This window comes from Nonomuraea sp. NPDC049637 (assembly GCF_040675235.1).
Lineage (GTDB): Bacteria > Actinomycetota > Actinomycetes > Streptosporangiales > Streptosporangiaceae > Nonomuraea.
This window is the reverse complement of the sequence record NZ_JBFAOM010000056.1, coordinates 1-18,112: the sequence shown is the minus strand read 5'-3', so window position 1 is coordinate 18,112 and position 18,112 is coordinate 1. Positions and strand designations below refer to the sequence as shown.

Below are 18,112 nucleotides of genomic sequence, written 5' to 3'. Positions count from 1 at the left end.
CGACGGTCGGGTGGGGCCAATTGGCCGGAACGTGACAAAGCGACGGGGTTCTCGGCCCGTTGATCGCTGTCTACACTCCGGTTCGGACGCCAACCCACCCCGCCCACGGGGAGGGGAGGCGGTCCAGCTCGTCACCCGCCGGGGAGGGTCATCGATCTCTCCGGCATGCGCGCGTGGGGGTGACATGACGTCCTCGGCCGGGGCGGCGGGTTCGTGCAGCTCCTCGGCCAGGAGGTCTTTGTGTTGTCCCGTTCGTTCTCATCCCGTTTACGCCGGTTGACATCGTTAGCCGTCGGGCTCGGCGTCGTGCTGACCATGAGCCCGGCCGTGGCGCGGGCCACGCCGGCCCCGCCCGGCAAATGGCGGTCGGTGCCGCTCACCGGCGCCGAGGTGGTCGAAGGCGCCAAGTCCTCCACCGGCAAGCTCGCCAGGAGCGACGCGGCGCTGCTGAAGGTCACCTCACCCGCGCCGGTCAACGTCATGGTCAAGCTGGACTACGACTCGCTGGCCGCCTACCAGGGCGGGCTGGCCGGACTGCCGGCCACCAGCCCCGCCGTCACCGGCAAGGCCCTCGACACCAGAAGCGCCGAGGCCAGGAAGTACGGCACCCACATCCAGGACGTCGAGAACGCCTTCCTGGGCGAGCTGGCCAAGAAGGTCCCCGGAGCCGTCGTCGGCCAGCGGGTCAGGACCGTCTACGGCGGCATCGCCCTGCGCGTCCCGGGCAACAAGGTGGCCGACGTGCTGCGCCTGCCCGGCGCGGTCGCCGTCCAGGAGGACAAGCCCCAGCAGCTGCTGACCGACTCCAGCCCCGAGTTCATCGGCGCCGACACCATCTACGGCAAGCTCGGCGGCAGCTCCTCCGCGGGCAAGGGCGTGATCGTCGGCGTGCTCGACACCGGCGCCTGGCCCGAGCACCCGTCGTTCGCCGCCGCCCCCGGCCTGCCCGCCCCCGGGCCCACCAAGGACGGCACGCCGCGCGTGTGCAACTTCGGCGACAACCCGCTGACCCCCGCCAGCGACCCGTTCACCTGCAACAACAAGCTGATCGGCGGGCAGCCGTTCATGGAGACCTACAACGCCGTCTACGGCGGCGAGGTCTACGGCGACAGCGCCCGCGACTCCAACGGGCACGGCACCCACACCGCCAGCACCTCCGCGGGCGGCCCGGTCGCCGACGCGAACCCGCTGGGCATCAGCCGCGGCCCGATCCACGGCATCGCCCCGGCCGCCGAGGTGTCGGTCTACAAGGTGTGCGGCGCGCAGGGCTGCTTCCCCTCCGACTCGGCGCAGGCCGTGGCGCGGGCCGTGCTGGACGGCGTACGCGTGATCAACTTCTCGGTCTCCGGCGGCAGCGACCCCTACAGCGACCCGGTCGAGCTGGCCTTCCTCGACGCCTACGCGGCCGGCGTGCTGGTCTCGGCCTCGGCCGGCAACTCCGGCCCCGGCGCCGGCACCACCGACCACCGCGGCCCCTGGGTGACCACGGTGGCCGCCTCCTCGCAGTCCAGGACGTTCCAGTCCACGGTCACGCTGTCCGGCGGCGGCGCCACGGCGACGATCAAGGGCGCGTCCATCACCGCGGGCCTGGCCTCGCCGCTGCCCGTCGTCCTGGCCTCCGCGCCGCCGTACTCGCGGCCGGCGTGCGACGTCCCGGCCCCTCCCGGGCTGTTCAGCGGCAAGATCGTCGCCTGTGAGCGCACCCCCAACCGCGTGCTGAAGAGCTTCAACGTCAGGCAGGGCGGCGCGGCCGGGATGATCCTCTACAACACCTTCCCGTTCGACGTCTTCACCGACGCCCACTGGCTGCCGTCCGTGCACGTGGACAAGCCCGAGGCCGACACCCTGCTGGCCTTCCTCGCCGCCCACCCCGGCGCCACCGCCTCCTTCACGCAGGGCGCCAAGTCCACCTGGCAGGGCGACGCGATGGCGCACTTCTCCTCGCGCGGCCCCGGCGGCGACTTCCTCAAGCCGGACGTCACCGCACCCGGCCAGCACATCATGGCGGGCATGACGCCGACCCCCGAGTCGCCGCTGGAAGGCCCGCCCGGCAACCTCTACCAGGTCATCTCCGGCACCTCGATGTCCGCGCCGCACGTGACCGGCTCGGCGGCGCTGGTGTTCGCCCTGCACCCCACCTGGACGCCCGGCCAGGTCAAGTCGGCCCTGGAGACCACGGCCAGGACCGCGGTCACCAAGCAGGACAGGACCACCGCGGCCGACCCGTTCGACATGGGCGGCGGGCGCATCGACCTGACCAAGGCCGGTGACCCCGGACTGACCCTGGACCAGGACGCCGCCGGCTTCGTCGCCTCGGCCACCGACCCCATCAACCGGATCGACCTCAACCTGCCCTCGGTGAACGCGCCCACCATGCCCGGCGTCATCACCGCCAAGCGCACCGTCACCAACACCACCGGCTCGTCGCTCACCTTCACCGCCTCCGGCACCACCGTGAGCGGAGCCGCCGTCGCCGTGCTGCCGCCGCTGTTCACCGTCGCGCCCGGCAAGAGCGCCAAGCTGAGCGTCGTCGTCACCGCGCCGGAACTGCCCGAGGGCCAGTACTTCGGCCAGGTCAACCTCAAGCAGGTCGGCGGCTCGCGCGCGCTGCACCTGCCGGTGGCGTTCTACCGCAAGCAGGGCGCGGTGCCGGTCGAGCAGACCTGCGCCCCGGACACCATCGCCAGGAACACCGGCGAGTCGACCTGCACCGTCACCGTACGCAACACCACCTACGAGGACGCCGAGGTGACCGCGCTCAGCACCCTGGACGCCCGCCTGCGCCTCAACAGCGTCACGGACGCGACCAAGGTCGGCACCCAGGTCGCCACCACCAAGGCGACGCTGGCCGCCACCCAGCCCGCCCGGCCGGCCATCGCGCCCGGCGCCGGACCGGCCGGCTACATCCCGCTGGACGCCTTCGGCGTCACGCCCACCCCGATCGGCGACGAGCAGGCGCTCAACTTCACCGTGCCCGCCTTCCAGTTCGCCGGACGAAGTTACACCCGGCTAGGCGTCACCTCCGACGGCTACAGCGTCGCGGGCGGGGCCACCGGCGACGACGTCTCAGCGACGCCGCAGACGCTGCCCGACCCGCCGCGGCCCAACGGCGTGCTCGCCCCGTACTGGACCGACCTGGACGGCACCGCCGCGCCGGGCGTCCTGGCCACGATCCTGACCGACGGGGTCAACGACTGGCTGGTGGTGGAGTGGCGGCTGAACCTCTACGGCACCACCGACCTGAAGGTCTTCCAGCAGTGGATCGGGCTCAACGGCGTGGAGGACATCAGCTACGCCTACGACCCGGGCAACCTGCCCGGCTCGCCGCCCGCCGCCTACGGCCTGACGGTCGGCGCCGAGAACGCCGAGGGCAGCGCCGGCGCCCAGATTTCCGGGCCGCCCACCCAGGATCTGGTCGTCACCAGCACGCCGGGCGCGCCCGGCGGCAGCCTGACGTACTCGATGAAGGTCAAGGGGGTCAGCGCGGGGGTCGGCAGGATCACGACCGCCACCTCGACCCCGCAGGTCAAGGGGATCACCGTCGAAGTGGACAAGATCACCGTCCAGTGAGCCCGCCGGTGGCCGCGGGCGGCGCACCCGCCCGCGGCCACCGCGGCACGGCTTCCGAGCTCCCTCAGAGCTCGGCCCGGTGCTGCTCGGCGGGGTCGGTGTCCTGCTCGCCATGCACGTGATCGGCGCCCTCATGGCGGTCGCCGCCGGGCTCAACCCGACGTTCCCGGACGCCCTCGGCCCCCAGGCGCGGCTGTCGGCGCCGCTGCCGATGATGGCCGCGCAGGTCGTGCCGGCCGTGGGGGCGACCCGGAGCCGCCGCGGCGTCGCGATCCCGGCCGCCGCCCTGCCGGCGGTCGCCGGGGTGCTGGCCTTCGTGTCGGGGTTCTACGACGGCGGTTACGCCGCCGAGCTCACGGCCGGGCAGCGGGTCTACCAGATCGCCCTGGTCTCGGCGCACCTCGCGGTGGCCGTCGTGGCGGCGCTCAGGCTCGCCGGACTGCTCCGCCGGCCCGCGCGCTCCTGACGTCTCCTAGTGGGCGGCCTCGTACTTCTCGACCACCGAGGCCGCGATCCGGCCGCGCTCGCTGACGGGCAGGCCGTTGGCCTTGGCCCACTGCCGGATCTCCGAAGACTTCTCCCGGCTCAACGCGCGGCTGCCGGTGACGGCCGCCCGGCGCCCGCGCCCACCGCGATCCACGCGAACAGGACGGGCCTTCACGATGAAGGGCGCCAGTGCTTTCCGCAGCGCGTCCGCCTTCTCCTCATGAAGGTCAATCTCGTAGCTGCTGCCATCGAGTGCAAAGACGACGGTCTCATGAGCCTCCCCACCGTCTACATCGTCGATGAGAATCTCTTGAATCTGCTTAGCCATGGTGGCACTCCATGCTCGATACGGTTGTTGCGTACTGTAGCGCCCTTCAGTAGCGTGCGGGCAACTTACCTCGGCCCGGCGCCGGTGAACGCGGAGAACTCGCCGGGCACACCGCCTGTCAAAGGCATTTCAAACGCGGCCGGAACCGCGCGTGCCCGGGGTGTCCCGGCGGCCGCCTTGCGTATCTCACCTGGGAATGCCCGCGTCATGTTCCAGGTCGCGAGGCGGGCGGGCGGTCGCGGCGGGCCCGAGGCCGCCCGGCGCGCGCACCCGCGCGGGGCGGCAACGGGAAGGCGGCGGCCGCAGCGGCGGGCATCTTATCGAAGATGAATTCAAAGGTGTGCTTCAATGTGTCGGCGCCGCACCCGCGTGCGCGCCGCCGTCGCTTCCCGGCTTCGGCACACGGTTTTCCGGCGTCCCGCGAGCTGTGCGCCGGCCGGGCCCTATGGCGTCAACTCCGGGCAAGGCGCAGAAGTGCAAGTGCGAATGCGACGGGCCCGGCCGTCTTCCGCCCTTTTGTTTCTGGCCGATTTATCGGGCGGGGCGGCCGAACCACTCCGTGACCCGGCGGAGGGCGGCGTCCGGGCCGTCGAGGTCGAGCAGGAGCTCGGGGGCGGCGAGCGCGGCCACCTCCTCGAAGGCGTCCTGATGACAGGTCAGCCGCCAGCCGGGCCAGCGCTCGGCCGGCCGCGACGGGGGCAGCGAGCAGTCCAGCGACCACCAGTCGAGCGTGCGGGCGGCGGCGTCGAGGTACACGCCGTTCCAGGGCGCGGCCTCCAGCACCGCGAAGGGCGTCGCCTGCTCCTGGGGGCGCAGCAGGGCGGCGGGACCGGCGAGCAGCACGCGGGCCAGGCCGGCGCCCCACCAGCCGGCGAACGACAGCCGCCCGGCGGTGTCCCGTACGGCCACGAGGGTGTCGGCGACCACCGACAGGTCGTCGTCCTCGGCCGGGCCCTGACCCCATTGCGGCGGCAGCGGCGCCGGCGGGTCGTCGAGGCCGGCGACGGTGTCGTAGCCCAGCCCGAGATGCTCCATGACCTCGTGGAGGCCGCGGGCCGCCCACCTCACCGTCCAGCCGGGCCACCGCGCGGCGAGCAGGTCCAGCCACGCCCGGATCTCCGACACCGACGTGCGCCACACGGGCCCGCGGATCTCCAGGGAGCAGTGGACGAGCAGCAGGCGGCGGGGCACGTCCAGCACGGCCACGGCCTGCCAGCGCACCGCGTCGCCCCAGCCGAGGGCGTGGCCGTGCTCCTGCTCGCGCACGAAGGCGGCCAGCCGGTCGGGGCCGCGCAGCAGGTCGCCGTGGAAGGTGCCCGCGCCGCCCCGGCGTGACCAGACCCGATGGCCGCCCGCGTCGACGATCACGTAGTGCGCGTGCGCGGTGCCCATGCCGCCCAACCTAGCCCGCGCCCGGCGGGGGCGGACTCCGGATGATCCGCAACGGCTCCGCAACGGCTCCATGGCGGCCCCATGGCGGCTCCGCGGTGGCTCCGTGGCGGGGACGGGCCGGGGCCCGCGACAATGAAGCGATGCGCTACCTGGATGCGGCGGACCCGCTGGCGGTGTCGGCGGCGGCGGCCGTGCGGCTCGGCGACCTCGACGGCGTACGCCGTCTGCTGGCCGGGCATCCCGGGCTGGCCCGCGTCCGGCTGGGCGAGGCGGGCGGGGTGTCCAGGACCCTCCTGCACGTCCTCACCGACTGGCCGGGCCACGTGCCGCGCGGTCCCGCCCTGGTGCGGGAGCTGGTGGCGGCCGGGGCCGAGGTGGACGCCCGCTTCGCCGGCCCGCACGCCGAGACGCCGCTGACGTGGGCCGCGAGCTGCGACGACGTCCCCGTGCTCGACGCCCTGCTGGACGCCGGAGCCGACGTCGAGGCCACCGGCGCGGTGATCGGCGGCGGCACGGCGCTCTCGGACGCGTGCGCCTTCGCCCAGTGGGACGCCTGCCACGGCGGGCAGTCGCAGGCCGCGGCGTTCCTCCTGGAACGCGGCGGCGACCTCGGCTGGGTGGGCTACGACGACCTCACCCCGCTGGACGCCGCCCGTCGCGCCGGCGCCGACGACCTGGCATCCTGGCTCGCAGCACACGGCGCCCGCCCAGGCCCCCGGCACCCCGCAGGCTGACCCCGCTCAGGGCCTCGCGTCGCGGGCGGTCTCGGTGGCGCGGGTGAGGAGGGCGCGGCGTTCCTGGTCGCTGTGGGCGACGGCGGCGGCCCGCCGGAACAGCGCCGCCGCGCGCGCCGGGTCGCCGTCGCGGGCGGTGAGGTCGGCCTCGGCGGCGATGGCCAGCGGATGGCCGTCGAGCTCGGCGCGGGAGCGCTCCAGCAGCGCGAGCCCGGCCCGCGGCCCGTGGGCGTACCCGTGCGCGACGGCCCGGTTCAGCTCCACCACGGGCGTGGGGTGGAGCAGGGCCAGCTCGTCGTAGCAGCGGGCGATCCGCGACCAGTCGGTGCCGGGCAGCGAGGACGCCGTGGCGTGGCAGGCGGCGATGCGGGCCTGCAGCCCGTACGGGCCGCCGCCCTCGACGGCGGCCAGCAGGGCGAGCCCCTCGCCGATCGCCGCCCGGTCCCAGCGGGAGCGGTCCTGCCGGTCGAGGGGCACCAGGTCGCCGGCGGCGTCGCGGCGGGCGTCCCGGCGGGAGTGCTGCAGCAGGAACAGCGCCAGCAGCGCCGTCACCTCCTCCTGCTCCGGCATGAGCCGCCGCAGCAGCCGCGCCAGCCGGATCGCTTCCTCGGCGAACGCGGGCTCGCCGCCGGCGTCGTAGCCTTGCGTGAACAGCAGGTAGAGGACGGCCAGCACCCCGGGCAGCCGCTCGGAAAGGGCCGCCCCCTGCGGCACCCGGTACGGGATGCCCGCCTCGGCGATCTTCCGCTTGGCCCTGGTCAGCCGCCGGGTCATCGCCGACTCGGTGACCAGGAAGGCGCGCGCGAGGTCGGCAGTGGGCACGCCGCAGACCGTCCGCAGCGTCAGCGCCACCCGCGACTCCAGCGCCAGCGCCGGATGGCAGCACGTGAAGACGAGCCGCAGCCGGTCGTCCACGACCTCCTCCTCCCGCCCGTCGCCGGGCCCGTCCTGGACGGTCAGGGCGAGCGCCGCCAGCTCGGCCAGCTTGCGGCGCTCGATCGAGACCCGGCGCAGCGCGTCGATCGCGCGGTTGCGCGCCACCGTCATGAGCCAGCCGCCCGGGTTGGACGGCACGCCCTCCTCCGGCCACCGCCGCACGGCCAGCGCCAGCGCCTCCTGGGCGCAGTCCTCGGCGAGGGTCCAGTCGCCGGTGACCCGGATGAGGGCGGCGACGATCCGCGGGTACGCCTCCGCCGCCGCCTCCTCCAGGCGCCCTCTCACTGCTCGAAGTCGGCGAACGGCCGCAGCTCCAGCCGTCCGTGCCTGGCCATCGGGTGGCTGCGGGCGACCTCGACCGCCTCGTCGAGGTCGGCGCAATCGAGCAGGTCGAAGCCCACGATCACCTCCTTGGTCTCGGCGAACGGCCCGTCGGACAGGACCAGCTCGCCGCCGCGCACTCGCACGGTGGTCGCGGCCGACTCCGGCGCCAGCACCGCGCCGCGCACCCGCCGCCCGCGGGCGTCGTTCTCGGCCACCCACGCCTCGACGTCGGGCAGGTTCTCCTGGTCGGTGTCGGGCTCGGTGTCGGTGCAGACGAACATCATGTACTTCATCTCGTGCTCCTCGGTCGGACGGCGTCTCACCATGGTGACGAACGGGACCGACGGAACCGGACGGCGTCCCCCGAAAATTCTTTCGCGGCGACGGAGAAGGGTCAGGCCGACACTGCGCGGCGCGCGTCCAGGCGGCCGGCCCGGGGACGGGCCCGCAGGTCCAGGGTGAGCAGCGAGCCGAGCCCGGTCTGCTCGAGGACGACCTCGTCGCAGAGCTGCTGGATGACCCACAGGCCGTACCCGTGGGAGGCGGTCGGGTTGAGGCGGGCCGAGGCCAGGTGCTCGTGGGTGAGCCGGCCGGCGACGTCGAGGATCTCCACGACCACGCCGTCGGCGCCGCCGCGGGAGGTCACCATGCCCGTCCGGCCGCCGTGGTCCAGCACGTTGGTGACCGCCTCGTTGACGGCCACCACCAGGTCCTCCAGCCGGTCGGCGGACAGCCCGCAGTGGCGGCCGTGGACGCGGATCAGGTCCCTGATGAGGGCAAGGTCAGTGCTGATGGGGCACTGGAGCTCGAACTGAAGGGTCATGATCGTCTCGCGTGGCGGGGTCGGATGGGGTGGCGGGCCAGTCTCCAGCTTTCCCACCGGCGGCCACTCAAACGTGTACCGCCGTCGTTCGCAAGTCGGCGGCATGAGGGACGCAGGACCGGGTAGCGCCATAAGTGCAGAAACTTCCGGCACGCCCACGGTCCCCAGACGAACCCGGAGGCTGACGAATGCGGCACGGCGACGGCGACCAGAGCACGGGCATCGACCATCGCAAGGGGAGCGGCCAGGTCACGGGAAGCGGCGGGCTGGGCAGGGCCGCGCTGTGGCCGGCCTCGGTGCTGACCGCGGCGGTGACCGCCGACCTGCTGCGGCGCCGGTTCGCGCCGGCCCGGCTGCGGCTGGCGGAGGCCGCGAGCGAGCTGCTCGAACGTACGGGTGTGCGCCCCGCCAGGCCGCGCCTCACCGACCGGGAGCGGCTGGACCGCCAGTTGCTGACCTGGCGGCAGGCCCACCCGGAGACCGGGTGGCCCACCGGCCGCATGGGCCCGGCCGGGACCGGCGGCGGCTGACCCGGCGTCCCCGCGAGGTCCGCCCTGTCAGCAGGGGCCCGTAGGGTCTGCGGGCGGTCCGGGTCAGGTGGGCCCGTTGGGGGTGCGGGCGGTCCGGTCAGGTGGGGCCGGCGGCGCTCCGGCGGGCCGTCTCGGCGATCGCCCGGAGCGCGTCGAGGTGCCCGGCCAGCGCGCGGCGGCCCTCCTGGGTCAGCGAGAGCCACGTGCGGGGGCGCTTGCCGACGTACCCCTTGCGCACGTGCACGTAGCCGGCCTCCTGAAGGGCGGAGACGATCCGGCTGACGCTGGCGTCGGAGATCTCGGCGTAGTCGCGGACCGCGGCGAACTCCGCCTCCAGCGCGCCCGACAGGAACGCCATGACGGTCAGCCGGGTGGGGTGCTGGATGACCTCGTCCAGCCGGGGGTCAGCGGTCATGGCCGTCGCGTGCCGTGACCGCCCACAGCGCGGCCCCGCCCAGCACGGCGGCGCACGCCGCGCCCGCGCAGCAGCCCGAAACCGGCCGCGAACAGCAGCCCGCGCGCCGGGGCGAACCAGCCGGGGGCGGCCGGCCGCGAACGGGCCGCCGCCCGCGCCGCCTCGGCCGCCCGCAACGCCTGATGGGCCGCGTGGGCATCGACGTGATCGCGCATCGGACCTCCTCGGTAGAAGTACTTTCACCGTAGCATCTACTTTTGCCTCGCAAAAGTACTACCGCTGCCGCCCGGCCACGACGTGTGCCGCGACCGGGGCCCGGCCGGTCCGCCGCCGCGCTACGCCTGGCCCGTGTGCAGGTGGGAGCGCTCGCCGTCGTGGTCGAAGATGGTGAGCAGCTCCACCGGCCCGTCGTGGGCGCCGACGGCGTGCGGGGTCATGGTCGAGAACTCGGCCGCGTCGCCCGCCGGCACCAGGACGGTCCGCTCGCCCAGCAGCAGGCGGGCCGTCCCGGACAGGACGGTGAACCACTCGCGCCCGGGATGCGCCTGCGGTTCGAGCGGCCGGTCGGGGGTGATGCGCATCTTGGCCACCGTGACGCCGTGCAGCGAACGTTCCCGCGACAACAACCACACGGTCATCCCCGGGTGGTCGCAGGGCAGCGGCCGGATCACCACGTCGTCGTCCTCGGTGGACTCGACGAGCTGGTCGAGCGTCGTGCCGAGAGCCCGCGCGATGGGCACGAGCTGGTCGAGGGCGATCCGGCGGTGGCCGGTCTCGATGCGGCTCAGGTTGGACGGGCTCAGCCGGCACCGCGCGGCCAGGGCGTCGAGCGACCAGCCCCGGGCCAGCCGCAGGCCGCGGATGCGCCGCCGGACGACGGCGTCCAGGTCGACTTCTTGCGTCATAGGCAAGAGTGTATGCCGCACACGCAGGAGCCCCCTACGGTGAAGGCATGGAAGCACATCACCACCACGGACACCACCACGAACGCCACCACGGCGACGAATCCGCCCTGGCGGACCTGCTCGACCTGGACGCCGAAGTGCTCGGGCCGTTCCTGGACGAGCTGACCGCCTGGGTCGGCGAGCAGACCGGCCGCACCCCGCACACGGTCGCCGACCTGGGCGCCGGCACCGGAACCGGCACGCTGGCCCTGGCCCGGCGGTTCCCCGCCGCCGAGGTCGTCGCGGTCGACCGGTCGCCGGTCATGCTCGACCGCCTGCGCGCGGTGGCGCGCGGCCAGGGGCTGGGGGAGCGGGTGCGGGTGGTCCAGGCCGACCTGGACGCGGCCCTGCCGCCGATCGGCACGCCCGACCTGGTGTGGGCGGCGGCGTCGCTGCACCACGTCGAGGACCCGGCGCGGCTGCTGCGCGAGGTCCACGCCGCGCTGCGCCCCGGCGGGCTGCTGGCGGTCGTCGAGATGGACGGCATGCCGCGCCTCCTGTCCGACGAGGCCGGGGCGGCGCTGGAGGCGCGCTGCCGGGAGGCGCTGGCGGGCAGCGGCCCGGACCCGTACCCGGACTGGGGGCCGGTCCTGGCGGCGGCCGGGTTCGAGGTGGCCGCGCGGCACGACTTCCCGATCGAGGTGCGCCCGGCGCCGCCGGGGGCCGTCCGCTACGCGCGGGCGGTGCTGGGCGGCTACCGGTCGCGGCTCGATGGGCACCTGGCCGCCGACGACCTGGCCGCCCTCGACCGGCTGCTCTCCGCCGGTTCGCCGGAGTCCCTCGACCGCCGCGAGCTCGTCGTGCGCGGCACCCGGACCGCCTGGGCGGCCCGCCGTCCCTGACTCCGGGGGAGCCCGGGTGTTGCCAGGGGGACCGATACGTTGGGATGCGTGACGACTGCTCCCTTTGGCACCCCCAGGTCGTTCGTCCCGAGGCGTCCAGGCTCGCCTGGCTGGACGCCCTGCGCGGCATCGGCGCGCTCGCCGTCGTGGGCGAGCACCTGACCACCTGGGCCATGCCCTGGCTGCGCCCGACCTTCTTCAACCTGGGCGTGTACGGCGTCCTGGTGTTCTTCCTGGTCAGCGGGTACATCATCCCGTCGTCACTGGAACGGCACGGCGACGTGCGGGCCTTCTGGATCGGCCGCCCCTTCCGCCTCTACCCGCTCTACCTCGCCGTCATCGCCGTGGTCCTGGCCCTGTCCTGGTGGATCCCGGTACGCGCCGAGGTGCCCAGGGACGCCTCCTCGGCCGCGGCGCACGCCACGATGCTGCTGGACGTCGTCGGCGTCGCCGGGGTGATGAACACGATGTGGACGCTCTCCTACGAGATGGTCTTCTACCTGATGGTCACCGCCCTGTTCGTGACCGGCGTCCGGGACCGGCGCGGCCTGGTCGCCGTCGCGTTCGGGGTGACCGCGGTCGTGGCGGGCCTCGCGCTGGGCGCGGCGCCGCTGACCGGCGGCTGGTTGTCGTGGGTGTCGTTCGCGGTGTTCGCCGCCGGGCTGGCCGGCGTCGTCTCCGGCCGGCTGCGCAACCTGGCGGCGTGCGCGCTCGGCGTCATGGCCCTGGCCCTGCTGCTGCTGAGCAGCCGCGTCCCGTGGTTCGGGGCGGCGATCCTCGCGGTCATGTTCACCGGCACGGCGATCCGCCGGTGGGAGAGCGGCCAGGGGTCGTTGTGGCCGGTGGCCCTGGCCGCCTCGCTGGTGACGGTCGCCCCCGTCCGGGCGCTCAGCGCCGGGTGGTGGTGGGTGCAGCCGGACGTGTGGGGCACGACCGTCGCCCTGGCCGGGCTCACGTTCGCGGCCGGTCTGGCCTGGCGGGCCCGCCGGGTGCCCGCCGTGCTCACCTGGCTCGGGCTGATGAGCTACTCCCTCTACCTGGTGCACCTGCCGGTGCTGCTCGTGGTGATGGAGATTGCGGGGGAGATGCGCTGGTCGCCGCTGCCCCTGCAGATCGGCGTCAGCGTGCTCTTCCTGGCTCTCGTGCTGCCGGGCAGCCGGCTGACCTACCGTTTCCTCGAACGCCCGATGCAGCGGCTCGGCCGCCGTCTGACCGCCTCCTAGGCGCTTCTACCGGCGCGGGTCGAGCACGAGCTTGCCGGTCGTACGCCGTTCCCTGAGCTCGGCGTGCACCTGCCGCACCTCCGACATCGGACGGTCCCCGCCCACGACCACCCGCAGCTCGCCCGCGATCACCTGCGCCGCCATCTCCGCGTACGCCCCGGCCAGGACGGCGGGCCGCTGGAAGGCGTTGAGCAGCCAGAAGCCGCTGACGGTCGCCGAGCGGGGCTGGAGCGCGCGCGGCGAGACCGGCTGCGGCTCCACCCCGCCCGCCATCCCGTAGAAGGCGAGCCGGCCGAACGGCGCCAGCGCCGCCAGGCTCTGGTCGGTGACCCGGCCGCCGGTCATCTCCAGGACCACGTCCACGGGCTCGCCGCCGTTGGCCGCGCGCAGCGCCGCGGTGAGGTCGTCGGCGGCCGGGTCGACGGCGGCGTCCGCGCCCAGCGACAGGGCGAGCTCCCGCTTGGCGGGCGTGCTCGCCGTGGCGATCACCCGGCCCGCGCCCGCCGCCTTGGCGAGTTGCACCGCCAGCGAGCCGACGCCGCCCGCCGCCGCGTGCACGACCACGCTCTCCCCGGCCTGCACCCGGCCGGTGTGGCGGACCAGCCACCACGCGGTCAGCCCCTGGGCCAGCAGGGCCACCGCCGCGACGTCGTCGAGCTCCTCGGGCACCGGGAAGGCGGACGCCTCCGGGATCGTGGCCTTCTCGGCGTACCCGCCGCGCTCCAGCAGGGCGGCCAGGCGGCGGCCGTCGGCAGTCCTGCCGACGACCTCACCGCCCGGGACGACCGGCAGCGTGGTCGCCGCCAGGTAGGCGTTCTCGCGCATCAGCGTGTCGGCGAAGTTCACGCCGCAGCGCGAGACGTCCACGACGACCTGGCCGGGGCCGGGGCGCGGCTCGTCCACCTCCCGCACCCGCACGACCTCGGGACCGCCGAACTCGGTGATCTGCACGGCTCGCATGGCAACTCCAATGGAATCCAGTTTCAAATGGTACTGAGTACCATAAGGGACGCCGTCCGCAAGCGCTAGACTGAGCCCGTGACCGAGTCCTCCCTGCGCGCCCGCAAACGACGGCGAGCCCGCGACGAGATCATCGAGGCGGCCTACCAGCTCTTCGCCGAGCGCGGCTACGACGAGGTGACGGTCGCCGACATCGCCGAGCGCGCCGAGGTGGGCCGCACCACGTTCTTCCGCTACTTCGGCGACAAGCAGGAGGTCGTCTTCGCGGGGGAGCACGACTGGCTCGACGGCCTGGCCGCCCACCACCGCGAGCTGCGCGGCGACCGCCCGCCCGGCCTGCCCGAGGCGCTCGCCCAGGTGCGCGAGCTCACCCTCGCCCTGTGCGCCAGGGCCACCCTCGACCCCGTCCGCTACGTCCTGCGCGAACGGCTGATCGCCGGGCATCCCGAGCTCGGCGACCGCACGGCGCGCAAGCAGCGCCGCTTCGCCGAGACCATGACCGAGGTCCTGCGCGAGCACGGCGCCACCCCCGAGACGGCGGCCCTGGCCCCGCAGCTCGCGCTGGCCTGCTACACCGCGGGCCGCGCCGTCGCCGGCGACGACCCGGCGGCGCTGGCCCCGAGCGTGGCCGCGGCCTTCGACCGGCTCGGCCTCCTCCCGCCCGCCCCCTGACCCGCCTGACCCGTCCGTCCCCTGATCCGCCTGACCCGCCGCCCGGCCCCCTCGCGCCCGGCTCAGCGCACGTGCACGCCGATCAGGCAGGTGTCGTCGTCGGTGTCGGAGTTGCAGTGGGTGAGCAGGTCGTCGAGCCGGTGGTCGAGGGTCGTGGCCGTCCGCGAGGCGACGGCCAGCAGCCGGTCCTGGGCGTGGCGCAGGTTGTGGTCGCGCCGCTCGATCAGGCCGTCGGTGTAGAGCAGCAGCGTGTCGTCGGCCTCCAGCTGCAGCCGGCCCTCCTCGTAGACGGCGTCGGCGAACGCGCCGAGCAGCGGCCCCTTGATCATCGGCAGCTCCGTGCCCTGCGCGCCGCGCAGCAGGATCGGCGGCAGGTGCCCGGCCCTGGCCCAGCGCAGGACGCGGGTGGCGGGGTCGTACAGGCCGCAGATCGCGGTCGCCGTCATGCGGTCGGCGAGGTGGCGGGCGACCAGGTTGAGCCAGCTCAGCAGCCGGGCCGGGCCCGCGCCGGTGGCGGCCAGGCCGCGCAGCGCGTTGCGCAGCACCACCATGCCCGTGGCGGCCGCGACGCCGTGCCCGGCCACGTCGCCCACCGACAGCAGGATGCACCCCGAAGGCAGGACGACCGCGTCGTACCAGTCGCCGCCGACCAGGTCCTCCTTCTGCGCCGGACGGTAGCGGACCGAGATGCGCAGCCCGAAGGAGTCCATGCGGCCGTGCGAGGGCGGCATGATGGCGTGCTGGAGCTGGAGGGCCAGGCGGTTGCGGGCGGCGGACTGCCGTTCGGTGTGGGCCAGCCTGTCGCGGGTCACGGCCAGCGCGACCTCCGTCCAGTGCTGGGGCGAGACGTCCTGGTAGGCCCCCCGCAGCGCGGTCAGCCGGCCGTCGGGGGCGAACACCGGCTCGGCCACCACGCGCAGATGGCGGGCCACCCCGTCGGGGCGTTCCAGCCGGAACGCCGTCGCGGCCGGCCGCCGGTGATGCAGCAGCGTGCGCAGGAAGAGGCCCACGGCCACCTCGTCGTCGCGGTGCACGTGGTCGCGCAGGCGCTCCAGCGGGACCGGCCGGGCGTCCGGCGGCAGGCCGTACAGGGAGAACATCTGGGCGTTCCACATGATCTCGCCGGTGAGCGCGTTCTCCTCGAAGCCGCCGATGCGGCCCAGACGCTGGGCGTGCTGGAGCAGGCGGGCCTGGTCGTCGTGGTCGCGCCGGACCAGCAGCACGCTCCCGCCGTGGCGGGTGATGCTCACCTCGGCCGTGGAGGCCGCGGTGAAGGGCATGTCGGCGGCGCGGAACGGCTCGCCGGTGGCGTGCACGTGCTCGATCGCGGCCAGCAGCTCCCCGGCCGCGAACGGGTACGCCTCCAGCAGCAGCCCGCCCGCCCGCACCGCCGACGACCCGTTGGCGTGGTGGACGCGGAAGTCGGCGAGATGCCCCTGCGGGTCGAGGTGCGGCACCAGGACGAGCGCCGGGTCGGACATGGAGTCGGCCAGGGCGGCCAGCTCGGCCAGGGCGGCGCCGGCGCGCGCGGGCGGGCCGGGGGAGTTCAGGGTGAGGGCGCACAGATCGGCCAGCGCCTCGATCTGCCGTTCCAACCTGGGCGTGGGCTCGGGACAGTCGCCCGGCCAGCAGATCTCCAGGACGCCGAGCACCCGCCCGCCCAGCCGGGCCAGCGCGGTGACGCGGCCGCCGGTCAGCTGGTGGCGGCCGATCGAGGGCGGCCCCTGCGGGGTGTGCCACAACGTGCGGCGTTCGAGCAGCGTGCTGGTGGCGGGCGTGACCAGGCCCGGCGGGACCTGCCGCCAGAGCCCGGCCTCCTCGGCGCTGAAGCCCGCCTGCCCGGCCAGCGTCAGCGACGTGTCCGGCCCGGCCGCCCACACCGCGACCGCCGTCGCGCCGATCGGCAGCAGGGCCGTCTCCAGCACGGCGTGGGCCGCCGCCTGCACGTCCGTGGCGCCGAGCGCGGCGCTCTCGGCCGTGCGCAGCCGCACCGCCGCCTCCGCGTGCCCGGCGGCCGGCTCCGGATCGCCGTCGAGCCCGGCGGCGCCGCTCAGGGACGCGTCGGCGATGGGGTCGCCGGCGGCCCGGTTGACGACGTCGGCCGCCAGCTCGACCGGCGAGCGCCCGGTCCGGGCCGCCAGCGTGGCAAGCTGGTCGGCGGCCTGCGCCGGGGCGCAGCGCAGGCGCTCGACCAGGATGCCCTTCGCCAGCTCGACCAGCGCGCGGTCGTCGGCGGCGCGGCGGACCTCGTGCAGCTCGGCGCGCAGGCGTTCGACGGTCGCGGCCAGCCTGGCCAGGCCCGTCTCCTCGGCTGAACTCCCCATGGCGCGACTCCTCACCGGGTCAGGCCGGATCCATCCAGTGCTGGATGCGTTCGATCAGCTGGTCGGCGTCGACCGGTTTGGTGACGTAGTCGCTGGCTCCGGCCGCCAGCGACTTCTCCTGGTCGCCCGGCATGGCCTTGGCCGTGACCGCGATGATCGGCAGGTCGGCGTAGCCGGGCATCTCGCGGATCGTCTCGATCGCCGTGTAGCCATCCATCTCGGGCATCATCACGTCCATCAGGATCAGGTCCGTCTCGGGGTGGGCCGTCAGTGTGTCGATGCCCTTGCGGCCGTTCTCGGCGTGCAGCACGTCGATGCCGTGGATCTCCAGCATGCTGGTCAGCGCGAACAGGTTGCGCGCGTCGTCGTCCACCACCAGGACCGTGCGCCCGGACAGCGTGTTGTCGATCTCCCGGCCCGACGCGGCCCCCACCGTCCGGGACCTGACCAGCGGCAGCACGTCGCCGGGCTGGTCGGCGGTCAGGTGCAGGGCGATGCGCTCGCGCAGCTCGTCGAGGCTGGACAGCAGCTCCAGCGGCCGGTCGCCGATGCGGGCCTCCTGCGACGGGCCGGAGCGCCAGTTGTTGTAGGCCAGCACCGGCACGCCGTGCAACGCCGGATCGCCGTCCATGGCCTCCAGCAGGCCGTAGGCGGCCCGGTCGGGCAGGTCTAGGTCGAGCACGACGCAGTGGCACGGCTCGGCGGCCAGCAGCCGCGCCGCCTCCTCCGCGTCCCTCGCCTCGACCACCTGGACGGTCCCGCCGAGCGGGTCGGGCGCCCCGGCCAGGCCGCTCACCACGCTCTCGGTCACCAGCGACAGCAGCCCGTGCGGCCGCTCCTCGATCACCAGCAGCCGCCGCGGCTGACCCGCCACCGGCAGCGCGACGGCCGCGGGCGCGGGCCCCTCGGCCCCGGGCTGGGCGACCGGCAGGTACAGGGTGAACACGCTGCCCTGGCCCGGCGTGCTCTGGACGGTGATCGCGCCGCCCAGCAGGTAGGCGATCTCGCGGCTGATGGACAGGCCCAGGCCGGTGCCGCCGTACTTGCGGCTGGTGGTGCCGTCGGCCTGCTGGAACGCGCCGAAGATCACTTCGAGCTGCTGCTCGGGGATGCCGATGCCGGTGTCCACGACGCGCAGGGCGATGGCGGGGGCGTGCGGGCGCACCGCGGCGGGCAGCTCGCCGTGCGCGGCCGGCTCGATGCGCAGCTCGACGCCGCCGGTCTCGGTGAACTTGACCGCGTTCGACAGCAGGTTGCGCAGTATCTGGCGCAGCCGCGAGTCGTCGGTCAGCAGGTCGGCGGGCACGCCCGGCCCGGTGGTGATCCGGAAGTCGAGGCTCTTCTGCGACGTCATCGGCCGGAACGTGGCCTCGACGTAGTCGAGAAGCTGGCGCAACGGCACCCATTCGGGGTTGATGTCCATCTTGCCCGCCTCGACCTTGGACAGGTCGAGGATGTCGTTGATCAGCTGGAGCAGGTCCGAGCCCGCGGAATGGATGATCCCGGCGTACTCCACCTGCTTGGGCGTCAGGTTGCGCGTGTGGTTCTGGGCCAGCAGCTGGGCCAGGATGAGCAGCGAGTTGAGCGGCGTGCGCAGCTCGTGGCTCAT

18 protein-coding genes are annotated in these 18,112 nt (G+C 74.4%); 7 read left to right on the top strand and 11 right to left on the bottom strand.

Translation table 11 applies throughout. The features are described 5' to 3' along the window. Nucleotides 1-276: 276 nt before the first annotated feature. Together AB0J71_RS43440 and AB0J71_RS43435 are read left to right on the top strand one after the other, a co-directional pair. Nucleotides 277-3,570 (top strand): S8 family serine peptidase, encoded by a 3,294-nt coding sequence (locus AB0J71_RS43440; RefSeq protein WP_364420009.1) that lies wholly within the window; start codon nt 277-279, stop codon nt 3,568-3,570. A gap of 112 nt (nt 3,571-3,682) precedes the next feature. Then, on the top strand, nt 3,683-4,036 hold the full coding sequence (locus AB0J71_RS43435) for a hypothetical protein (RefSeq protein WP_364420007.1): 354 nt from the start codon (nt 3,683-3,685) through the stop codon (nt 4,034-4,036). A gap of 6 nt (nt 4,037-4,042) precedes the next feature. On the opposite strand, the gene AB0J71_RS43430 is transcribed toward AB0J71_RS43435, so the two are convergent. Then, nucleotides 4,043-4,384, bottom strand: a complete 342-nt coding sequence (locus tag AB0J71_RS43430; RefSeq protein ID WP_352330153.1) for an Lsr2 family protein — start codon at nt 4,382-4,384, stop codon at nt 4,043-4,045. Between the two features lie 531 nt (nt 4,385-4,915). Continuing rightward, nucleotides 4,916-5,776, bottom strand: coding sequence for a hypothetical protein (locus tag AB0J71_RS43425; protein ID WP_364420005.1), 861 nt, complete (start codon nt 5,774-5,776; stop codon nt 4,916-4,918). 140 nt (nt 5,777-5,916) lie between these two features. On the opposite strand from AB0J71_RS43425, the gene AB0J71_RS43420 reads away from it, so the two are divergent. After that, the gene (locus AB0J71_RS43420; protein WP_364420003.1) at nt 5,917-6,510 is read left to right on the top strand and encodes a hypothetical protein; all 594 of its coding nucleotides are present in this window, start codon (nt 5,917-5,919) and stop codon (nt 6,508-6,510) included. Nucleotides 6,511-6,516: 6 nt separating this feature from the next. On the opposite strand, the gene AB0J71_RS43415 is transcribed toward AB0J71_RS43420, so the two are convergent. The 3 genes from AB0J71_RS43415 to AB0J71_RS43405 form a co-directional block, all read right to left on the bottom strand. Then, nucleotides 6,517-7,731 (bottom strand): sigma-70 family RNA polymerase sigma factor, encoded by a 1,215-nt coding sequence (locus AB0J71_RS43415; RefSeq protein WP_364420001.1) that lies wholly within the window; start codon nt 7,729-7,731, stop codon nt 6,517-6,519. Continuing rightward, entirely contained in the window at nt 7,728-8,096 is a 369-nt protein-coding gene (locus tag AB0J71_RS43410) for a YciI family protein (protein ID WP_364419999.1), read from the bottom strand. The genes AB0J71_RS43415 and AB0J71_RS43410 overlap by 4 nt, the downstream gene beginning before the upstream one ends. A 68-nt stretch (nt 8,097-8,164) precedes the next feature. Next, nucleotides 8,165-8,593, bottom strand: a complete 429-nt coding sequence (locus AB0J71_RS43405; RefSeq protein ID WP_364393854.1) for an ATP-binding protein — start codon at nt 8,591-8,593, stop codon at nt 8,165-8,167. A gap of 188 nt (nt 8,594-8,781) precedes the next feature. On the opposite strand from AB0J71_RS43405, the gene AB0J71_RS43400 reads away from it, so the two are divergent. Beyond that, the gene (locus tag AB0J71_RS43400) at nt 8,782-9,123 is read left to right on the top strand and encodes a hypothetical protein (RefSeq protein WP_352330404.1); all 342 of its coding nucleotides are present in this window, start codon (nt 8,782-8,784) and stop codon (nt 9,121-9,123) included. A 97-nt stretch (nt 9,124-9,220) separates the two neighbouring features. On the opposite strand, the gene AB0J71_RS43395 is transcribed toward AB0J71_RS43400, so the two are convergent. From AB0J71_RS43395 to AB0J71_RS43385, 3 genes are all read right to left on the bottom strand, one after another. After that, a complete protein-coding gene (locus AB0J71_RS43395) occupies nt 9,221-9,538 on the bottom strand; it encodes a transcriptional regulator (protein ID WP_364419996.1) in 318 nt (105 codons plus the stop codon). Next, nucleotides 9,535-9,753, bottom strand: coding sequence for a hypothetical protein (locus tag AB0J71_RS43390; RefSeq protein WP_352330407.1), 219 nt, complete (start codon nt 9,751-9,753; stop codon nt 9,535-9,537). Before AB0J71_RS43390 ends, AB0J71_RS43395 begins: the two co-directional genes overlap by 4 nt. A 120-nt stretch (nt 9,754-9,873) precedes the next feature. Continuing rightward, nucleotides 9,874-10,443, bottom strand: coding sequence for a helix-turn-helix transcriptional regulator (locus AB0J71_RS43385; protein WP_352330409.1), 570 nt, complete (start codon nt 10,441-10,443; stop codon nt 9,874-9,876). Between the two features lie 47 nt (nt 10,444-10,490). Between AB0J71_RS43385 and AB0J71_RS43380 the strand changes: the two genes are divergently transcribed. Both AB0J71_RS43380 and AB0J71_RS43375 read left to right on the top strand, forming a co-directional pair. Further along, complete coding sequence (locus AB0J71_RS43380) at nt 10,491-11,324, top strand: class I SAM-dependent methyltransferase (protein ID WP_364419994.1); 834 nt, start codon at nt 10,491-10,493, stop codon at nt 11,322-11,324. Nucleotides 11,325-11,368: 44 nt separating this feature from the next. Beyond that, the gene (locus tag AB0J71_RS43375; RefSeq protein WP_364419992.1) at nt 11,369-12,547 is read left to right on the top strand and encodes an acyltransferase; all 1,179 of its coding nucleotides are present in this window, start codon (nt 11,369-11,371) and stop codon (nt 12,545-12,547) included. Nucleotides 12,548-12,553: 6 nt separating this feature from the next. Here the strand turns inward: AB0J71_RS43375 and AB0J71_RS43370 are convergent, their stop codons facing one another. Further along, nucleotides 12,554-13,507: a zinc-binding dehydrogenase gene (locus AB0J71_RS43370; RefSeq protein WP_364393847.1), complete on the bottom strand. Its 954-nt coding sequence runs from the start codon at nt 13,505-13,507 to the stop codon at nt 12,554-12,556. Nucleotides 13,508-13,585: 78 nt separating this feature from the next. Between AB0J71_RS43370 and AB0J71_RS43365 the strand changes: the two genes are divergently transcribed. Next, entirely contained in the window at nt 13,586-14,179 is a 594-nt protein-coding gene (locus AB0J71_RS43365) for a helix-turn-helix domain-containing protein (RefSeq protein ID WP_352331009.1), read from the top strand. Nucleotides 14,180-14,241: 62 nt separating this feature from the next. Here the strand turns inward: AB0J71_RS43365 and AB0J71_RS43360 are convergent, their stop codons facing one another. Continuing rightward, complete coding sequence (locus tag AB0J71_RS43360; RefSeq protein ID WP_364393843.1) at nt 14,242-16,503, bottom strand: SpoIIE family protein phosphatase; 2,262 nt, start codon at nt 16,501-16,503, stop codon at nt 14,242-14,244. Between the two features lie 19 nt (nt 16,504-16,522). Further along, on the bottom strand, nt 16,523-18,112 hold a 1,590-nt coding region (locus tag AB0J71_RS43355), incomplete at its 5' end, for a response regulator (RefSeq protein WP_364419990.1).

Coding starts and splice junctions, on each gene's coding strand:
- AB0J71_RS43390 (WP_352330407.1), bottom strand. CDS start 9,753: ATGCGCGATCACGTCGATGCCCACGCGGCCCATCAGGCGTTGCGGGCG.
- AB0J71_RS43425 (WP_364420005.1), bottom strand. CDS start 5,776: ATGGGCACCGCGCACGCGCACTACGTGATCGTCGACGCGGGCGGCCAT.
- AB0J71_RS43375 (WP_364419992.1), top strand. CDS start 11,369: ATGCGTGACGACTGCTCCCTTTGGCACCCCCAGGTCGTTCGTCCCGAG.
- AB0J71_RS43360 (WP_364393843.1), bottom strand. CDS start 16,503: ATGGGGAGTTCAGCCGAGGAGACGGGCCTGGCCAGGCTGGCCGCGACC.
- AB0J71_RS43430 (WP_352330153.1), bottom strand. CDS start 4,384: ATGGCTAAGCAGATTCAAGAGATTCTCATCGACGATGTAGACGGTGGG.
- AB0J71_RS43405 (WP_364393854.1), bottom strand. CDS start 8,593: ATGACCCTTCAGTTCGAGCTCCAGTGCCCCATCAGCACTGACCTTGCC.
- AB0J71_RS43380 (WP_364419994.1), top strand. CDS start 10,491: ATGGAAGCACATCACCACCACGGACACCACCACGAACGCCACCACGGC.
- AB0J71_RS43420 (WP_364420003.1), top strand. CDS start 5,917: ATGCGCTACCTGGATGCGGCGGACCCGCTGGCGGTGTCGGCGGCGGCG.
- AB0J71_RS43395 (WP_364419996.1), bottom strand. CDS start 9,538: ATGACCGCTGACCCCCGGCTGGACGAGGTCATCCAGCACCCCACCCGG.
- AB0J71_RS43400 (WP_352330404.1), top strand. CDS start 8,782: ATGCGGCACGGCGACGGCGACCAGAGCACGGGCATCGACCATCGCAAG.
- AB0J71_RS43385 (WP_352330409.1), bottom strand. CDS start 10,443: ATGACGCAAGAAGTCGACCTGGACGCCGTCGTCCGGCGGCGCATCCGC.
- AB0J71_RS43410 (WP_364419999.1), bottom strand. CDS start 8,096: ATGGTGAGACGCCGTCCGACCGAGGAGCACGAGATGAAGTACATGATG.
- AB0J71_RS43435 (WP_364420007.1), top strand. CDS start 3,683: ATGCACGTGATCGGCGCCCTCATGGCGGTCGCCGCCGGGCTCAACCCG.
- AB0J71_RS43370 (WP_364393847.1), bottom strand. CDS start 13,507: ATGCGAGCCGTGCAGATCACCGAGTTCGGCGGTCCCGAGGTCGTGCGG.